13 protein-coding genes are annotated in these 15,643 nt (G+C 49.3%); 3 read left to right on the top strand and 10 right to left on the bottom strand.

Translation table 11 applies throughout. The annotated features are described in order from the left end of the window. The first annotated feature begins 123 nt into the window (after window positions 1-123). A complete protein-coding gene (locus H6F93_RS21570; RefSeq protein WP_190685158.1) occupies window positions 124-948 on the top strand; it encodes a nucleotidyltransferase in 825 nt (274 codons plus the stop codon). Window positions 949-1,004: 56 nt separating this feature from the next. Here H6F93_RS21570 and H6F93_RS21565 read toward each other — a convergent pair whose 3' ends face one another. Next, window positions 1,005-3,413, bottom strand: a complete 2,409-nt coding sequence (locus H6F93_RS21565) for a glycoside hydrolase family 65 protein (RefSeq protein ID WP_190685155.1) — start codon at window positions 3,411-3,413, stop codon at window positions 1,005-1,007. Window positions 3,414-3,814: 401 nt separating this feature from the next. Here H6F93_RS21565 and H6F93_RS21560 point away from each other — a divergent pair, with 401 nt between their 5' ends. After that, window positions 3,815-4,372 (top strand): DsbA family protein, encoded by a 558-nt coding sequence (locus tag H6F93_RS21560; protein WP_190685151.1) that lies wholly within the window; start codon window positions 3,815-3,817, stop codon window positions 4,370-4,372. A gap of 187 nt (window positions 4,373-4,559) precedes the next feature. On the opposite strand, the gene H6F93_RS21555 is transcribed toward H6F93_RS21560, so the two are convergent. The 5 genes from H6F93_RS21555 to H6F93_RS21535 form a co-directional block, all read right to left on the bottom strand. Next, window positions 4,560-4,916: a hypothetical protein gene (locus H6F93_RS21555; protein ID WP_242043554.1), complete on the bottom strand. Its 357-nt coding sequence runs from the start codon at window positions 4,914-4,916 to the stop codon at window positions 4,560-4,562. Between the two features lie 31 nt (window positions 4,917-4,947). Continuing rightward, window positions 4,948-5,190: a DUF433 domain-containing protein gene (locus tag H6F93_RS21550; protein WP_190643755.1), complete on the bottom strand. Its 243-nt coding sequence runs from the start codon at window positions 5,188-5,190 to the stop codon at window positions 4,948-4,950. Window positions 5,191-5,232: 42 nt separating this feature from the next. Continuing rightward, on the bottom strand, window positions 5,233-5,373 hold the full coding sequence (locus H6F93_RS21545; RefSeq protein WP_190643754.1) for a hypothetical protein: 141 nt from the start codon (window positions 5,371-5,373) through the stop codon (window positions 5,233-5,235). A 79-nt stretch (window positions 5,374-5,452) separates the two neighbouring features. After that, on the bottom strand, window positions 5,453-6,142 hold the full coding sequence (locus H6F93_RS21540) for an S-layer homology domain-containing protein (RefSeq protein ID WP_190643753.1): 690 nt from the start codon (window positions 6,140-6,142) through the stop codon (window positions 5,453-5,455). Window positions 6,143-6,428: 286 nt separating this feature from the next. Further along, window positions 6,429-10,091, bottom strand: coding sequence for a WD40 domain-containing protein (locus tag H6F93_RS21535; protein WP_190685147.1), 3,663 nt, complete (start codon window positions 10,089-10,091; stop codon window positions 6,429-6,431). A 412-nt stretch (window positions 10,092-10,503) separates the two neighbouring features. Between H6F93_RS21535 and H6F93_RS21530 the strand changes: the two genes are divergently transcribed. After that, complete coding sequence (locus H6F93_RS21530) at window positions 10,504-11,259, top strand: SDR family oxidoreductase (RefSeq protein WP_190685144.1); 756 nt, start codon at window positions 10,504-10,506, stop codon at window positions 11,257-11,259. On the opposite strand, the gene H6F93_RS21525 is transcribed toward H6F93_RS21530, so the two are convergent. The 4 genes from H6F93_RS21525 to H6F93_RS21510 form a co-directional block, all read right to left on the bottom strand. Next, a complete protein-coding gene (locus H6F93_RS21525; RefSeq protein ID WP_190685141.1) occupies window positions 11,246-11,596 on the bottom strand; it encodes a DDE-type integrase/transposase/recombinase in 351 nt (116 codons plus the stop codon). The genes H6F93_RS21530 and H6F93_RS21525 overlap by 14 nt on opposite strands. 62 nt (window positions 11,597-11,658) lie before the next feature. After that, the gene (locus H6F93_RS21520) at window positions 11,659-13,323 is read right to left on the bottom strand and encodes a GH3 auxin-responsive promoter family protein (protein WP_190685138.1); all 1,665 of its coding nucleotides are present in this window, start codon (window positions 13,321-13,323) and stop codon (window positions 11,659-11,661) included. Between the two features lie 75 nt (window positions 13,324-13,398). Next, a complete protein-coding gene (locus H6F93_RS21515; RefSeq protein WP_190685135.1) occupies window positions 13,399-14,580 on the bottom strand; it encodes a mandelate racemase/muconate lactonizing enzyme family protein in 1,182 nt (393 codons plus the stop codon). After that, window positions 14,577-15,293 (bottom strand): iron-containing redox enzyme family protein, encoded by a 717-nt coding sequence (locus H6F93_RS21510; protein WP_190685132.1) that lies wholly within the window; start codon window positions 15,291-15,293, stop codon window positions 14,577-14,579. The genes H6F93_RS21515 and H6F93_RS21510 overlap by 4 nt, the downstream gene beginning before the upstream one ends. Window positions 15,294-15,643: the final 350 nt, after the last annotated feature.

Raw genomic sequence — 15,643 nt, 5'->3', positions numbered from 1 at the left:
AAGATGGCTGAAGTTCGGTCTTTAGGTTGAGGAATCGTGTCAGGCGATCGCCCACTATAGATAATTCCTGGATGCTTCAACAAGTTATCACGGAAGCAGTTCTTCTAACTGATAAAAGAACTTATGCCATTTTCTCAAGCACAACTTGATCCTCAAACTCGCGAATTTTACTGCGAAGCATTGGGTATTTTGAATCGAGCACAATTGCCGTTTTTAGTGGGTGGTGCTTACGCCTTTGAGCGTTACACAGGAATTGCCCGCCACACTAAGGACTTGGACATTTTCGCCCGTTCTACCGATGTTCAACCGATTCTAGATGTCTTTGCTCAGGCAGGATATCAGACAGAAATTGCGGTGCCACACTGGTTAGCCAAGGCATACCACGGTGAAAATTATGTGGATATCATTTCTAACTCTGCTCACGGTTGCTTGCCCGTGACCGATGCCTGGTTTGAACACGCGATTTCAGATGAGGTGTTAGGGATGCCAGTGCAGGTGTGTGCGCCAGAGGAAATGATCTGGTCAAAGGCATATATCATGGCGCGCGATCGCTTTGATGGAGCAGATGTTGCTCACCTGATTTTGGCGTATAGCGATCGCATGGATTGGTCACGGCTCGTAGCTCGGTTTGGGGAGCACTGGCGGGTACTGTTCAGTCATCTGGTGTTGTTTGGTTTTATTTATCCAGGAGAGCGATCGCGCATTCCTGGCTGGGTAATGCAGCAATTGGGTCAGAAACTTGGACAGGAAAGCAGCCAACCTGACCTTACTGAAAAGCTGTGCCAGGGAACATTGCTAGCCCCCTTGCAATACAGACCCGACGTGGAGCAATGGCAGTATAAAGATGCAAGATTAAAGCCTAGAGGAAATTTGACCCAAGCAGATATCAATGAGTGGATCGATCACTTGCATCAGGAAACCGATACAAATGAACCTTGTGAAGTGTAAGAAGTGTAATCTGATGTAATATCGAATATGATATCAAATTCTGTAACCAGGTAGACTCAAATCTCCTCTAAGGCAAAAGATCTTGAAACTCCTGGTTCTAAGTTCATTGCTTCTCCTTGGTAGACAATGGTGACTGAGGATGGATTAGAGTCTGCGGCTGTGAGATGCAGATGATGATCCGTTTTCTCGATTTCCAGATCGTTGTAATGGTGTTGTAAGTTCAGTCGCAGATGGGTGAGTTGTTCTGGAAATGACGGGTTTAGGTAAATGCTGCCTTTATGGATCTCCAAACCGAGATAATGGTGCTGAAGGATATACAGTGTTCCTGCCATTGCTCCTAGATGAATACCATTCTTAACTTCACCACTGCTATCGCCTGCCAGGTCGGTATGGATAACTTTAGTAAAGAGATGCCAGGATCTTTTGCAGTCTAGTTTGGCGAATGCACCTGCATAAATCAAATGCGACAGGCTAGATTCATGAACTGTGTGCTCAAAGTAATACTCGATTGTGCGCTGCATTTGAGTGCGATCGCAGGCATATCCCAATTGTTCTAATAATGCCTGGATTTCCGGCACGGATAACAAAAAGAACAGCATCGCCACATCTGCCTGTTTCGCGACATGGTAACGGTTAATGTCGTCGCCTTTTTCCTCTAATACCCAGTTAACTCGCTCCTCGTCAAACTGCTGCCAATCTAATGGCTGTAGGCGATCGAACCCTTCATACTGGCTCAACCTGTCATCTTCAGCGACTACGTGCATCTTCTGGCTAATTGTATGCCACTGATCGATCTCATCCTGGTTTAGAGATAGAGCATGAAAGAGCTCTATGCGACGAGAGTTTGGCAACAGGTCCAAAACTTCTTGAGTTCGACATAGCGTCCACACTACCATCACATTTGTATAAGTGTTGTTGTCAATACCAGGCGTGTTTGCGTCAGGGTAAGCCGTGTGATATTCATCTGGACCCATCACTCCCCGGATTTCGTAGCGATCGCACTCCTCATTATAAGTTGCGAGACTTGCCCAAAATCGAGCAATCTCTATCAACAACTCAGCACCCTGATCGCATAGGAAAATAATATCATCGGTAATGGTGTAATACTTCCAGACAGTATGGGCAATGATCACACTAATGTGATGCTGCAACCAGGTATGGTCCGGCATCCAGTTCTCAGAAAACAAACTGAACTGGTAGCGGGGCGTTTCCTCGCCACCAGAACTGGCACTGCGCCAGGGAAACATTGCGCCCCGGTAGCCATGCTGACGAGCTAAATCTCGCGCTGCATTGAGACGACGATGGCGATAGAGCAACATCGAGCGGGCAATGCTAGGAAAACGATAGATCAGGAAGGGCAGTACAAAGGCTTCATCCCAAAAGATGTGTCCGCGATAGTCTTCTCCATGCCAACCCCGTGATGGCACTCCAACATCCAGGTCTGCGGTGTGCGGTGAAATGGTTTGAAGAATGTGAAACAGATGCAGCCGTGTTACGCGCAGGTAGTCTACTGGCTCAAATTCGATATCACAGCGCATCCAGAGACGTTCCCAGGCGTGTTGGTGATCCCCCAATAGATCGGTAAAACCAGGTGCATCCTGAACGGCTTTGTGCGACGCCTCTATGCAACTGGCGATCGCCGGATCACGTGATGTATACAATGCAGCAACTTTCTCGATCGCCACTACATCACCCTGAGCCACTGAAATCTGCGTCTGTTCTTGAATATAAGTATTTTCTTGATCAGGTATCCATTCTGACTCAACCCGGTTCTCATTCACAAAGACCTGAGTTCGTGCGGCTAACGAAACCTCAATTCTAGATTGGTTGGTTTGCATCACCAGCCGGAGGACTTCCGGTTTTAGAACATTTACCTCTAATAGCTCTAGATGCTGCTTGTTGTAGTGTTTGTAGCGTTCGATGTTGTTATTATTCACCCGTCCGTCGAGCGCTGAACGAATTGCCAAAGCACCCGACCAGTTTTCAGCAGTTAGCTCTAAGCGCAGTCCAGCCAGATGGGGCTGTGCCATACTGGAAAACCGCTGCTCACGTAGGGTTGTTTGTCTTCCCTGGCGATCGCGAAACTGGATATCACGCTGCAAAATTCCCGATCGCAAATACAGAATTTGACGATAGGCAAGAATCTCAACCTGATCAATGGAGAACCAGTCGCCATCACCAATCCGAAACGTGAGCGGCAACCAGTTCGGTAGGTTAACAATGGATTCGTCCTCTACGTCCTCGCCATTGACGTGACTCACCAAACGATTGTAAAGACCTGCCCGGTAACAGCCCGGATAGTGAATGTCATCTGCTGTTGCATCGGGTGCAGCAGCACGAGTCACAAAATAACCGTTTCCTGATGCACAAAGAGCTTCTCGATAGCCTTCTGCTTCAGGGTCATAACCTTCAAACAAAATACACCAGGAATCTTCGAGAATGGCTGCGTTATCAGGAAAAGACATGGGCATGGTGAGATAATTTTTCAAACAGAGAATTTAGTTGCGATCGCGTTGGATCAGCAGACTGGGAGCCTTTTACAGCAACATAAGCAGTACTCCTGCTCTAATGAACGCTGGGCAAAGCTGGCAATTGCCTGTCAGACAATTGACCTAATCTATCTGTTGGATTAAACACCCTTTTGCAGGTGTTTGACATCTAACCAGAGTTAACTTTTAGAGCAGTGCTAATCAACGCAACTACTCCTTTTCCACTAGCTGCCTGACCATTTGGTTAGGCATAAAACTATCTCTGAGAATGGCAATTAGGATGATCCTTTTTAGGGGAAGCGGGCTGACTCGACTCTAGGTGACAGCGGTAAGCATTGCCTTTAGGCTAAAGCTATCCACCCAAAGCAATATGTTTAATGTCTACCCATCCTTATGGTGAAACAAGTCAGGTGATTCCGCCCTTAAGCGATCGCGATCACGTTCGAGGGTCGCCTAACGCCAGGTTTGTTTTGATGAAATACGGCGACTATCAGTGTCCGCAGTCGGGGCGATCTCATCAACTGATCAAAACCATACAACAACAATTGGGAGAGCAGTTTTGCTTTGTCTTTCGCCATTTTCCACAACCTCACCGTCATCCACAATCCTATAGAGCCGCCGAGAGCGCAGAAGCATCAGCTAATCAGGGCAAGTTTTGGGAAATGCACGACCTGCTGTTTGAAAATCAGCAAGCACTTGATGACAGCGACATTGTCACCTATGCCGCTCAACTGCACCTTGATATTCCCCAATTTTTGAGGGAGTTATCAGAACATGTTCATGCCGAGCGGGTGGAAGCAGATATCGAAAGTGGGCAGCAAAATGGGGTTGCCGAAACTCCCACCTTTTTTGTTGGCATTCGGTGTGGTGACGTTGAGCGTCTGGAACAGGTGCTTTTGAAGGTCATCGCACTATCTCATGAGTCTGATGCCTAAAATTCCTGCTTACATCTTGAGGAAATCTACATGACCTATATAGAAGTTGAGTCAAACGTTTGACTTCTTATACGTGGCTGGGACACAGGTAAGCCAATTATTTTTATTCTTAGTCGAAGATAAACTTGAATTTGGCAGCAACCCATTTAGAATTGCTATACATCAGCTTTCAATCCTGTAACCTGCTCTACCTGCTCTTTTGCCGCCAATTCAAACTATTCTGATTTAGGGATCGCAAGTACGAATCAGGTTGAGAAATGATGCAATTAGCCAAGGCGATCGCCTCCTCTAGCTGCGCTTCAGACAATTGCTTATAAGCCGGTTCTCGCTTGTGTTCCAACACTTCATACCAGCAGCGACCAAATAAGTTATCTAGAATAATGCGCTGAAAACAATGATTTTCACGTACCGGAAAATGGCGAGAAGTTGCCAAGTTTGGCAAAACATGATTGGCTAATTCAAGATACTGACTGCGAAGTTGGATCAAGCGATCTGTATTTTGCATGTTTAAAACTCCGATCGCCTGATCATTCTGCACAATCATGAGTGAGAGAAAGTGCTGTCAGCACTGTTGACTAGCTCTCTAAATCCTCAGCTTCTGCGATCGCCGCATCAATTTCTTCTGGATTTTGAGCGTAGTAGGCAAAAGCAGCTTTCAAGTCATCGCGGGTTAGCTGGGGGTAGTCGCTGAGTAAGTTAGCGTCTGAACATCCCTGCGATCGCAAAGCAACCAACTCCCATACGGGAATTTGCGTTCGACCAATGCAAGCAGCTCCATTGCAGATTCCAGCAGTCTTTCTAATCTTTGTCGTTGCCATATCTCATTCTCAGGTTTTGTTATTCTCACCAGTGGCAAGAAGCTACTTCTCAACGGTAACATTAACCCCGCAACCGTTGCCTAGCACAGCTTCAACGCCAGCTAATGAGTAGGTTCTGTTTAGCAAGATGCTAGTGAGCCAGTGGTGACGGGTAATTGCCTGTTCGTCTGCTAGCACAACCATCGATCCTGCCGATCTAACCGTCGATGCGGGGTACGGCTCGATCAAACTCGCTCTGCGATGGGAAGCTTCTAGCTCTAGATCAGTAGATATAGGGAGAGGCGATCGGGGGAGCGTTGCCCGTCGCCACCAGAGCTTGATAAATTGAGACCGCAACTTCAGCGCGGGTCGAAGCGCGATTGGGACTGAGGAAATCAAGATCGGGATAGTTCACGGTCATGTCGCGGAAGGTCGCCGCCGCTACGCCATCTTTGGCATATTCCGGGATGGCACTATAGTCACGGAATCCACCAATGACACTCTCATTGGTTCCACTGGGTTCAAGTTGCAGACCGCTCGTCAGTGCCACTAAGACTTGAGCGCGGGGCATTGGCTGATTGGGCAGAAAGACATTGCCCGGATAGCCGCTGAGAAAGCTCTCAGTGTAAGCGCTTTGGATTGCGCCTGCTGCCCAGTAACGATCGCTCACATCGCGAAAGCGAATCGCGCTGCGGACAGTCGGGCGATCGAATGCTTGCTCGACCAGCACAGCAAATTGAGCGCGAGTGATCGGCTCATCAGGGCGAAAGCGACCATCTGTAAAGCCGCGAATCACCTGTCGATCGACGAGCGCTTGAATGAACGGTGCTGCCCAATAGTCCGAGGGCACATCTGAAAAAGCAGGTTGGGCTTGAGTTGGAATGTGCCATGCCAACGCGGCAAGTGTGGCAGTGGCGAAGCTCAGCGCCATCAAGCGGATAGAGCGAGTCAAAAATTGAGTGTGAATAGACACGAGCGATAAATAGTCAATGCTGGGGTGGAAATGAATTGATATAAAACTTCCCTCATTATCGCTGGTTGCCGCATAAAATCTTCTATACAGTGCCAAATTAAATGACATTGAGACAAATTCGTGTCGTCGAGCAACATTTCCTCTGTTGCAGGGTTACAGGGAGATGTTGCTCAGTGGATTAGCATCTGTCCATCAGCATTGCCAATCTGACTTGAGGCAAAAAAGCAGACTAACTTTAACTTTGCTTCTTCAACGACACTGATGTGTCTCTATGTCAAATAAAAAGTCACTGTACATCAATTGCCCCTAACGTTTTGAGGGTGGCTTTTTGAGCGACCGTTAACCCGGTTACGCCTTGAATATTCATGCCTTCATAAAGGCGATCAGCTCTTAGCGTTTTGAGACACTCACCTGTTGTCGGATTCCACAGCTTAATGGTTTCATCCTGGCTACCACTGACTAAAATCGGACCTGCACCTGATGGCAGGCTAACATCAACCGGACTAAACTGAACAGAACAGACTCGGCTGGTGTGCCCTTGCAGGACTTTCTGGCAGGTGCCGTCTTGGACATCCCATAGCCGGATAGTTCGATCATCACTACCACTGGCTAAAATGCGACCATTGGGGCTGAAGGCAACGGAGCGAATGCCATTGGTATGGTTGTGTAACGTTGCCAAGCACGTTCCGTCTTGCACATGCCAAAATCGAACTGAGCCGTCCTGGCTACTAGTCGCTAGAGTCTGACCATCGGGGCTGAAGGCAGCAGACAAAACCCAACCTGTATGCCCTTGTAAGGTTCTGAGACAGCTGCCAGATCGCACATCCCAGAGCCGCACAGTTTGATCGTTGCTGCCACTCGCAAGAGTTTGACCATCAGGGCTAAAGGCGACTGCCCAAACCCAACTCGTATGCCCTTGTAGGGTTTTGAGGCAGGTGCCAGAGCGCACATCCCAAAGCCGCACAGTTTGATCGTTGCTACCACTCGCAAGGGTGTGTCCATCAAGACTAAATGTAACGGATAAAACCCAACCTGTATGTCCTTGTAGGGTTCTGGAGGGGGCACTAGATCGCACATCCCAGAGCCGCACAGTTTGATCATTGCTGCCACTCGCAAGCATTTGACCGTTCGGACAAAATTCCACCGTCCAAATCCAATTGGTGTGTCCTGGCAGATTCTTGGAGCAAGTTTCTTGCTGCACATCCCATAGCCGCACGAGGGCATCATAACTGCCACTGGCTAGCATAGAGCCATCTGGACTAAAGCTGACTGAAGTGACTCCACTGGTTTGCCCCTGAAACGTCCTGAGGCAGGTGCCATCCTGGACATCCCACAATCGAGCTGAACGGTCTGCACTGCCACTCGCGAGGGTTTGACCATTTGGATTAAAGGCAACTTCCCAAACACAACTGCTGTGACCTTGTAGAAGTGTGAAGCACGTTCCGTCCTGCACACTCCACAACCGCACTGAGGCATCCTCACTACTACTAGCAAGCATTTGACCATTAGGACTAAAACTGAGTGAGGTGACCCAACCCGTATGCCCTTGCAGTGTTCGGCGACAGGTGCCCGTCTTTACCTCCCATAGCCGAACAGTGCGATCGTCACTACTGCTAGCGAGGGTTTGACCATCCGGGCTGAAGGCAACTGCCCTCACCCAATGGGCGTGTCCTTGCAAGGTTTTGAGGGTGGTTCCGTGATCAATACTCCACAATCGGATCGAGGAGTCTTCGCTGCCACTCGCCAGAATCTGTCCATTGGGACTAAAGCTGACTGAAGTGACCCCACCCGTGTGACCCTGCAAAACTGCTAGGCAGGTGCCGTCGCGTACATTCCAGAGCCGAATCTGGTCATCACTGCCACTCGCCAGCATTTGACCATCGGGGCTGAAGGCGATCGTCCAAACCCGACTGAGATGCCCCCGCAGTGTCTTGAGACAGGCTCCTGGGAGATGGTTGGAAGCACTCGCTTGGTCCAAGTTTGCAGGATTGTGTTGCTCAAAATCGATGTTTTGCACATCCCACAACCGAATCAACGAGTCATGACTGCAACTTGCTAGCGTTTTTCCGTCGGGACTGAAGGTGACTGCCCAGATCCAACCTGTATGTCCTTGCAATGTCAAAACCTGTTGACCATTGACCACACGCCACAGGCAAATCTTACCATCCAAATCGCCGGTTGCCAGCAAGCTGCCATCTGGATTAAAGCTGACTGACATGATGCTACATAAGGTCTCTGCAAACACAGATGTGGCTAAATCAGCGTTGCGAAAATTGCCCCCTGCCAGGTTGACCTGCCGCAAGTCAGCTTGCCATACGGCTAGCTCAGAAAAGTCACAGCCTTGTAAATTGCTTTGCAGATGCACCAGCAGGTTCAGAAGATTACCAGCCATATAATCTGGCTGAGGTGCTTGTTGTTGCTGCTCCAACAGAGTTTTTAACTGCTGCTCAAGGGCTTGTGAATTGGCAAACTGGAGCCACAATTGTTCAGCGATTGGTTCAATAATTAACCGCTTTTGCATCTCCCGCACATAGTCTTTTGCCTGGGCTTTGAGCAGCGCATGAGTTCTTAACCGCTCTGGCGTTTGGCTGGCAATTTCCCCAGAAATACACCGCACGAACTGATCGGTTGCATACTCCAGCACCACAGGCTGGAGAAAGAACTGTTCACCCTCCTTTTCAATCAACGAGCGTCGCAACAACGACTGCATCGCATCCGGCAATCTGCGTCTGGAAGCCTTGGTTGCAAGATCCTCATTCAACTCGAACAGCGAGACGGGTTCCCGATCAATGGCTAACCAGAAGAGCATTTCCTGCTCAACTTCTGATAGGCGATCAAACTGGTGCTGGAGCAAGTCTCGAATATCATCAAAGACCGCTAACCCCTGCTGCACATAGTTCAGTATCCCAGCAATGCTGCCACTAAAAAGGTCTTGGGTTGTGGCTGCTAGCAGCTTCAGTGCCAGGGGGTTGCCGCTGTAATGATTTACTAATTGCTCCCATTCTGAATCTGTTCCCGCAAATGCCCCTTTATAGAGAAATAGTTCTCGTCCTGCTTCTGGGTTCAGTCCTTTGAGCAGGAATGTTCTGACTGATTGCTGCATTCCTTCTAGTGGCACAATCTCTCTAGGCTTTTCGCGACTGGTGAGCAGCAAGCAACTCCGATGGGGGACTCCCCCAATCTCTTTGAATAGCTGACCATACCCCTCATAGCTTGGTCGATACTGTGTCGGTTGCCCAGCACTCAGGATTGTCTCAACATTGTCCAGGATCAGCAAACAGCGCTTTTGCCGCAACCCCTCCATCAGCTTTTGCAGTTTCCCATCCAAGGTACTTGGCACGGCGATGTCTTTTCCCTGTGCCTGCAATAGCATCGGCAACACTGTCTCTAACCACTCTTCAAACGGTGGAGCATTTTGCAGCGATCGCCACACCACCACCTCAAACTCGGTTTGAATTTGCTGCACCAGTCTGGCAGACAAAGTACTTTTGCCAATCCCACCAATGCCCAGCAGCAGCACGAGGCGGCATTGTTCTTCCAACACCCACTGCTTGAGGCGCATCAGTTCTTCACTGCGTCCGCAGAAGGTAGCCGTATCAATAGGACTCTCCCAATCTGGCGCGTGCGATCGGGCAGTCGATTGCTCAACGCCTAGAGCCTGGGTTTGGGTCGCACCAATCAGCGACTGACGCCACTGATGTTCTAACGCCCCGCGAAAGTTGGTTTTACTGACGTGCTCCCCGAAGGCTTGCTCTAGCAGGTTCCAGAGTTTGGGACCGACGTTGCGCTTGATATAGCTGAGCGAGTAGCCAGACACTTCAGCAATTTGCTCGTAGGTCTGCTCTTGCAAGGCTCCTAGTAGAATGGCGGCTTCTACTTCATTGAGCCGTCTACCCACTCTGGCAAAGACTACGGAATTAGCAACTTGCAGCGCTTGCTCTAAATCCATTGTCTTTTACTCCATTAACGGTAGTGACCTGATTTTACCTGAGTCAAAGTGAACTTTTTGTTTCCAGCACGACAAGGCTAGAACTGATGCAGGAAAAGGAATTTAGCCAATTCAAACCAAAATTAATGGCAAAAAAGTTCACCTCTCTTCTAGGGTTTAGATTCATCATGTTGACCTCAAAGTAGTGAACTGGTAGGTAACGACAAACCTAAAAAACTTCCCTAATGTAGTGACATCAGGTTCAAAGGCGCAAGGGAAAGGAATGAGCAACGCATTAGCTCCTAACCGCTGAACAACCTGCACAATTCCCCGAATTCTAGTAGTAATTCAGTCTTACGACCCCAACCCGGTTGACAGGCTAAGTTTCTGCTGCAACGGATTCACTCAAAACAACAAACAAAAGAGGTTCGATATGAAGATTGTAGTTATTGGTGGCAGCGGGCTAATCGGAACCAAGCTTGTGAACAACCTTCGTCAGCTTGGTCATGAGGTTGTGGCGGCATCACCCAGATCAGGGGTCAACACCATCACAGGTGAGGGATTGGCTGAAGTGCTTGTGGACGCTCAGGTTGTTGTTGATGTGGCGAACTCGCCTTCGTTCGAGGACAAGCCAGTTTTGGAGTTCTTCGAGACATCAGGACGTAACCTGCTTGCCGCAGAAGCGACGGCTGGTGTGGGACATCACGTAGCGCTGTCGGTTGTCAATGCCGATGGCTTGCCCGACAGCGGCTACATGCGGGCAAAGGTTGCCCAGGAGAAGCTGATTAAGGATTCCAAGATTCCTTATACGATCCTGCGTGCAACGCAGTTCTTCGAGTTTCTGAGTGGCATCGCCGAATCAAGCACCGACGGGCAAACAGTTCGCTTGTCACCTGCGCTAGTGCAGCCGATCGCATCAGATGATGTGGTTACCCTACTGACTGATCTCACAGTCGGGGCACCCCTGAACGGCACGATCGAGGTGGCTGGTCCCGAAAAGTTCCGTCTCGATGAACTCGTCCAACGATTCTTGATCGCAAACAACGACACACGCAAGGTAATCACAGACATCCACGCCCGCTACTTTGGCATAGAGTTGAACGATCACTCCCTCACCCCTAGCGACAAGCCACGTGTTGGGGCGACGAACTTCGATCTGTGGCTCGACCGTCAAGCTAAAGCGGCCTAGCCAACACTACGTTTCCTTCAACAGTTGCTTTTAAATATTTGCTCTGCCTCAATTCGGTCGCTTTTCCAATCACCTCATCTTGTTTGAGAGTATCCATTGCCACTGGGTAAGCGCCATTCTTGTCCACGATAATTACCCGTGGAGTTTGAGTGTGCTGAGCTTTGAGGACTTTGCGAAGGAATCGTGCTGCTGCCTTGCTATTCCGCTTTGCACTGGGCATGAAGTCCAGCGTATTGCCTTCTAAATTGACCGCTCGGTACAGGTACTTCCACACGCCCTTGATTTTGATGTAAGTTTCGTCCACGCGCCACGCGTCGTCTAATACGAGTAGAGTCAAGGCATTGCAAGTTATGGCTCATTAGTTTGTATCTCAATCTATACTTCAAGGTTTAGAACACATTACCTGGGCTGAGATTCAAATGTTTTGAGGATGTCCGCTCGATCGCCCAATGGCACTTCAGGAGAGAGGATTTTCCATTTGTATTGCACATCCCGCTGTCCATTGGCGATCGCCTGCCGTTGCAACGCTTCTGCCCAGCCTGGATGCATGAGGTGTAAACAGAGGGCATGTAGTCGCCCAGAGTCTCGCTTTTGGGCATATTCTACGTTTACCTGAGCAAGTGAGCGCTCGATAGCAGGCATGAGAGTGTGTTGTATCCAGCGATCGCTCCGTTCTTCCAGCAATTCGAGATACAGGTGATAGCGCATCTCATCCAAATTAGGCACCAAACAGTATTGTTTAACCGCCAGATCAAATTCCTGCTCCATTTGCTTCATGGTCATGAGGATGTGGTTGACATGTAGCTTTTCTCCCGTCAGGTTACTCATGTCTTTTCCTTTGCGAACAAACGCCAGAATAGGAGCCTGATAGTAAAATCCGGTGACTTCTACAATGTCATTGATATGGTAGCGGTAGAGTCCAGCGGAAGTGGTTAGCAAAATGCTGTACTGTTTACCCAGCTCTAGTTCATGACTTAGGTAAATAGGTGGATTGGGTTCATTAATCTTGTCTTCTGGAATAAATTCATAGTAGTTGAGTGTTAGGTCGAGAATGCCATTGGGGGTATGGTCTTGATGCGGTAATGTAACCCGAGCTTCGCTTGCCATATAACCCAGATCGCGAACTGGCACATTGCCGTATTCAGTTGCCAACCGTTGTGCTTGGATTCCTACACTGCCGCCCGTCCAACAGCCCAATAGTTTTAAATCAGTCCAACAGTCTTTGGGATGCAGGGCATCGGTGGCTTCTACAATTTGTTCTAGTTGCCGCGATCGCTGCGGTTGGGGCTTCAACCGGGCTTGTAGCCGCCGTTGTAAGGGTGGTTCTGCCGCAAATCCTAATGTGCCATCGTGAATGGCGCGAATCAACCCTTCGCGATGAGTCATCATCACCTGCGCCAATCGCATCAGCGTGCTGGGATTGGGTGTTGTCAAGAAGGAAAGCTGCCGCGCCAGGGCAAAACGGGCGATCGCCAGATATCGAGTATCGTAATCCTTTAGTTCAAATACGGGGTAGGGAATGGCATAGGAGCGTTGAACGATCCAGGGAATCTGTTGATAAATCCGCCCAGAGACGCTGCCGTAGGGAATTCCGCAGGCGGTGTAGCCTTCGACTGCGGCACTAACAATCCCTGCGCTGGCACGATTGAGAAACTGAGGATGGTCGCTCAAGGTACGGTAGAGCCATTGCCGCATCAGGTTGGAGCCACCCCGCTCAGACGAAGGGGTAACGGGAATGTATTTGGGTTGCCCGGTTGTGCCGCTGGTGAGGGTAAACATCCGCACGGGTTCATTCACCAAAAGGTTGAGTTCTCCTCGCATCATGCGGTTGATGTAGGGACGAAATCCTTCATAGTCCTGTATGGGCACCGCATGGCGATAGTCCTCTGGTGTATGGATTTGAGCGAAATGATGTGCCTGCCCAAATACAGTGGTGTGATGACGAGTCAGCAATTGTTGAAGCAGCGATCGCTGAACCGCTTCTGGTGCCTGTGCCGCTGCATCAAATCGTTGCCCTAGAAATTGACCGTTCCACTGAACAGCAGCCCTGAGTAGGATAGACATGGGAATAAATGCTCTAAGGATTCGTAGGATGGATTAGCAGCAGCGCCACCGATGCAGGTGTTGTGTTTACCCTCATCAGCCCAATCCGGGCACCGATGCGGTGGCTAGATTGATCGTTTGGTGAGCATATTTTTCTAAAACGGCATCTTTAACATCAACTCCTAATCCTGGTCGAGTCAACACTTTTGCCTGTCCACGATGCCCAAAGTGAATGCTGGTGCGGCTGACATCTTCACTTAACAACAATGTGCCATAGGAGCCTTCCGCAAACACCACCTCTGGTAGCCATGCCGCCAAGTGTCGTCCTGCTGCTGAAAGAATTGCCGTTTCACCCACCTGACAGCCGACCTGAAGCCGAATTCCAGACGCTTGAGCCAGTTGAGCGATCGCAATGGTATGTGCCAATCCTCCACATTTGGAAATCCGCAGGTTGAAGAACTGACACGCTTTTGCTGCGATCAGTGCTTGAGCATCCTCCAGGGTAATCAAAGATTCATCTGCCATTTGAGGAATGGGAGAGGCTGAGCGCACGGCTGCTAGATCTGCCGGATTGCCGCGCGATATCATCTGTTCAGCGCTGTCAATTTTGAATTCTGCCAACGTTTGACAGGCAGCAATGGCAGACTGAACTGAATAAACCCCATTGCCGTCAATCCGCAGAGATAGGTCATCTCCCACTACCTCACGAATGGCTGCAATGCGATCGCGATCGTTTTCTCCTGTCACTTTCACTTTGAGCTGCGAAATTCCCAGTTGCTTAAATCGCCTGGCGTTCTTTGCGGCTGACTCAACCGTGCTAGATGTGATCACGCCGCTGTAGGTGATAAGAGAACGCTGAGGAGGAAGCAATTCTCCTAGCGAGCGTTGCTGAGACTTGAGCAAACAATCGACCAATGCCAGTTCAAATCCGGTACGGGCGGCATTCCAGGCAACAACAGTATCAGAAGTCCCGGCAGGAAGGGTGGCGGCGATCGCCTTTAACCAATCCAATGACGACTCCAGATCGAGAGGAGCAGTAGAGTAATCTGCCTGCCGCACGGCTGCCCATAGCGTATCTGCCATAAACTCAAGGCAAGACTCTACCGTTTCCCCAGTCACATAAGGACGAGCCACGGCTTCTCCGTAGCCAACGGTGCCGTCTGATGCCTTGAGGCGCACGACGATCGAATCGGAATAGGTGCGAGATTTAATGCTGTGGGCAAAGGCTTCTATAAACGGAATCCGTAGTGCAAACAGCGTTGCTTCAATGATTCTCATGCCATTGGCTCCATCATTTGAGTTTCTGTTGCTAGGGCGATCGCACCAAAATAGCGTTTGATGAAGATGTTTTCGCGGAAGGTGATGTCGAGAATAGCCTCTAGTTCTGATGGGTCAATCTCGTAGTAGTCCACATAGTGCGCGACTGACAGTAAGCCCTCTTCAGCATGGCGAATATCCACTTCAGAGTGGTGATAAAACCATTCCAGATGATTTGGGGATAGCTGCCGATGGGTTTCTAACGCTTTACCGATGCGGCTTGAGAGCCGAGATAACATCCACTCAAAACAGGTTACTTCTAACAGGATGGATAACCCCAACTCCTTTATCGTGCCAAACATCAGGGGATCGGTACACATCACCCGGAGCTGTTCTTGGGCGGCACGAGTCAGCTCAGCCTGCGCTGTTTCATCAAACCCTGCTGCTGCTGCTAACTGGTACAGCAACCCTGGATGGGAGATTCCTGCTTCATCTAGTCCCAGCTCTTCCAGCATGTTGTGCCTGATTTGCGGTGCCGCTTCCGGGGGAGAAACTGCATAGAGAAATGCCAAAATCTGCGGGCTCTTTAAATGGGTTTGACACAAGTTAGCAATGAATTGGTCGTAGAACTCGACAGGAGCTTTGCCAGATTCTAACTGCTGAAAGCTAGATGAATGTTCAAAGAATTTAGCCTGTGCTGCGTACTGAGATTCGATTAGGGAGTGAATAGTCATAATGTTGAAGCGTAGTGTTTGGGAATGCGCTGGTTGATGTATTCTCTGGTTGTGTTGCGCCTTACATTATTGAAAAATTCACCGTGGACGAGCGCAGCCAGTGTTGAGCTTTTCAAGTTGTCCCAAATTTTCGTTCTTCTTCTGGATGGATAAAAGTTACTGAAACTCCAGCTTATATCCATCTGCTGTCCATTAAAGAGCTATTTGTCAGTTTTAAAGCGCCTTTCAACCCACCCGACTGCTTTCAACCCGCCCAATTCTTCACTAAATCAGGTCTCCTTTCTACTAGGAACGTCAATGGTAAAAACAGTACTTGAGCAACTGCCATTTTTGATGAGCTTATCGCTCGG

The sequence above is a fragment of the Leptolyngbya sp. FACHB-671 genome, assembly GCF_014695745.1.
Lineage (GTDB): Bacteria > Cyanobacteriota > Cyanobacteriia > Elainellales > Elainellaceae > JAAUTN01.
Note: the sequence above shows the minus strand (reverse complement) of the source record. Positions and strands in the feature narration are given on the sequence as shown.

What these genes read in the sequence shown, in the direction of transcription:
- H6F93_RS21515 (WP_190685135.1), bottom strand. Translation starts at nt 14,580, where the DNA reads ATGAGAATCATTGAAGCAACGCTGTTTGCACTACGGATTCCGTTTATA.
- H6F93_RS21570 (WP_190685158.1), top strand. Translation starts at nt 124, where the DNA reads ATGCCATTTTCTCAAGCACAACTTGATCCTCAAACTCGCGAATTTTAC.
- H6F93_RS21565 (WP_190685155.1), bottom strand. Translation starts at nt 3,413, where the DNA reads ATGTCTTTTCCTGATAACGCAGCCATTCTCGAAGATTCCTGGTGTATT.
- H6F93_RS21555 (WP_242043554.1), bottom strand. Translation starts at nt 4,916, where the DNA reads ATGATTGTGCAGAATGATCAGGCGATCGGAGTTTTAAACATGCAAAAT.
- H6F93_RS21510 (WP_190685132.1), bottom strand. Translation starts at nt 15,293, where the DNA reads ATGACTATTCACTCCCTAATCGAATCTCAGTACGCAGCACAGGCTAAA.
- H6F93_RS21560 (WP_190685151.1), top strand. Translation starts at nt 3,815, where the DNA reads ATGTCTACCCATCCTTATGGTGAAACAAGTCAGGTGATTCCGCCCTTA.
- H6F93_RS21545 (WP_190643754.1), bottom strand. Translation starts at nt 5,373, where the DNA reads ATGGTTGTGCTAGCAGACGAACAGGCAATTACCCGTCACCACTGGCTC.
- H6F93_RS21535 (WP_190685147.1), bottom strand. Translation starts at nt 10,091, where the DNA reads ATGGATTTAGAGCAAGCGCTGCAAGTTGCTAATTCCGTAGTCTTTGCC.
- H6F93_RS21530 (WP_190685144.1), top strand. Translation starts at nt 10,504, where the DNA reads ATGAAGATTGTAGTTATTGGTGGCAGCGGGCTAATCGGAACCAAGCTT.
- H6F93_RS21520 (WP_190685138.1), bottom strand. Translation starts at nt 13,323, where the DNA reads ATGTCTATCCTACTCAGGGCTGCTGTTCAGTGGAACGGTCAATTTCTA.
- H6F93_RS21550 (WP_190643755.1), bottom strand. Translation starts at nt 5,190, where the DNA reads ATGGCAACGACAAAGATTAGAAAGACTGCTGGAATCTGCAATGGAGCT.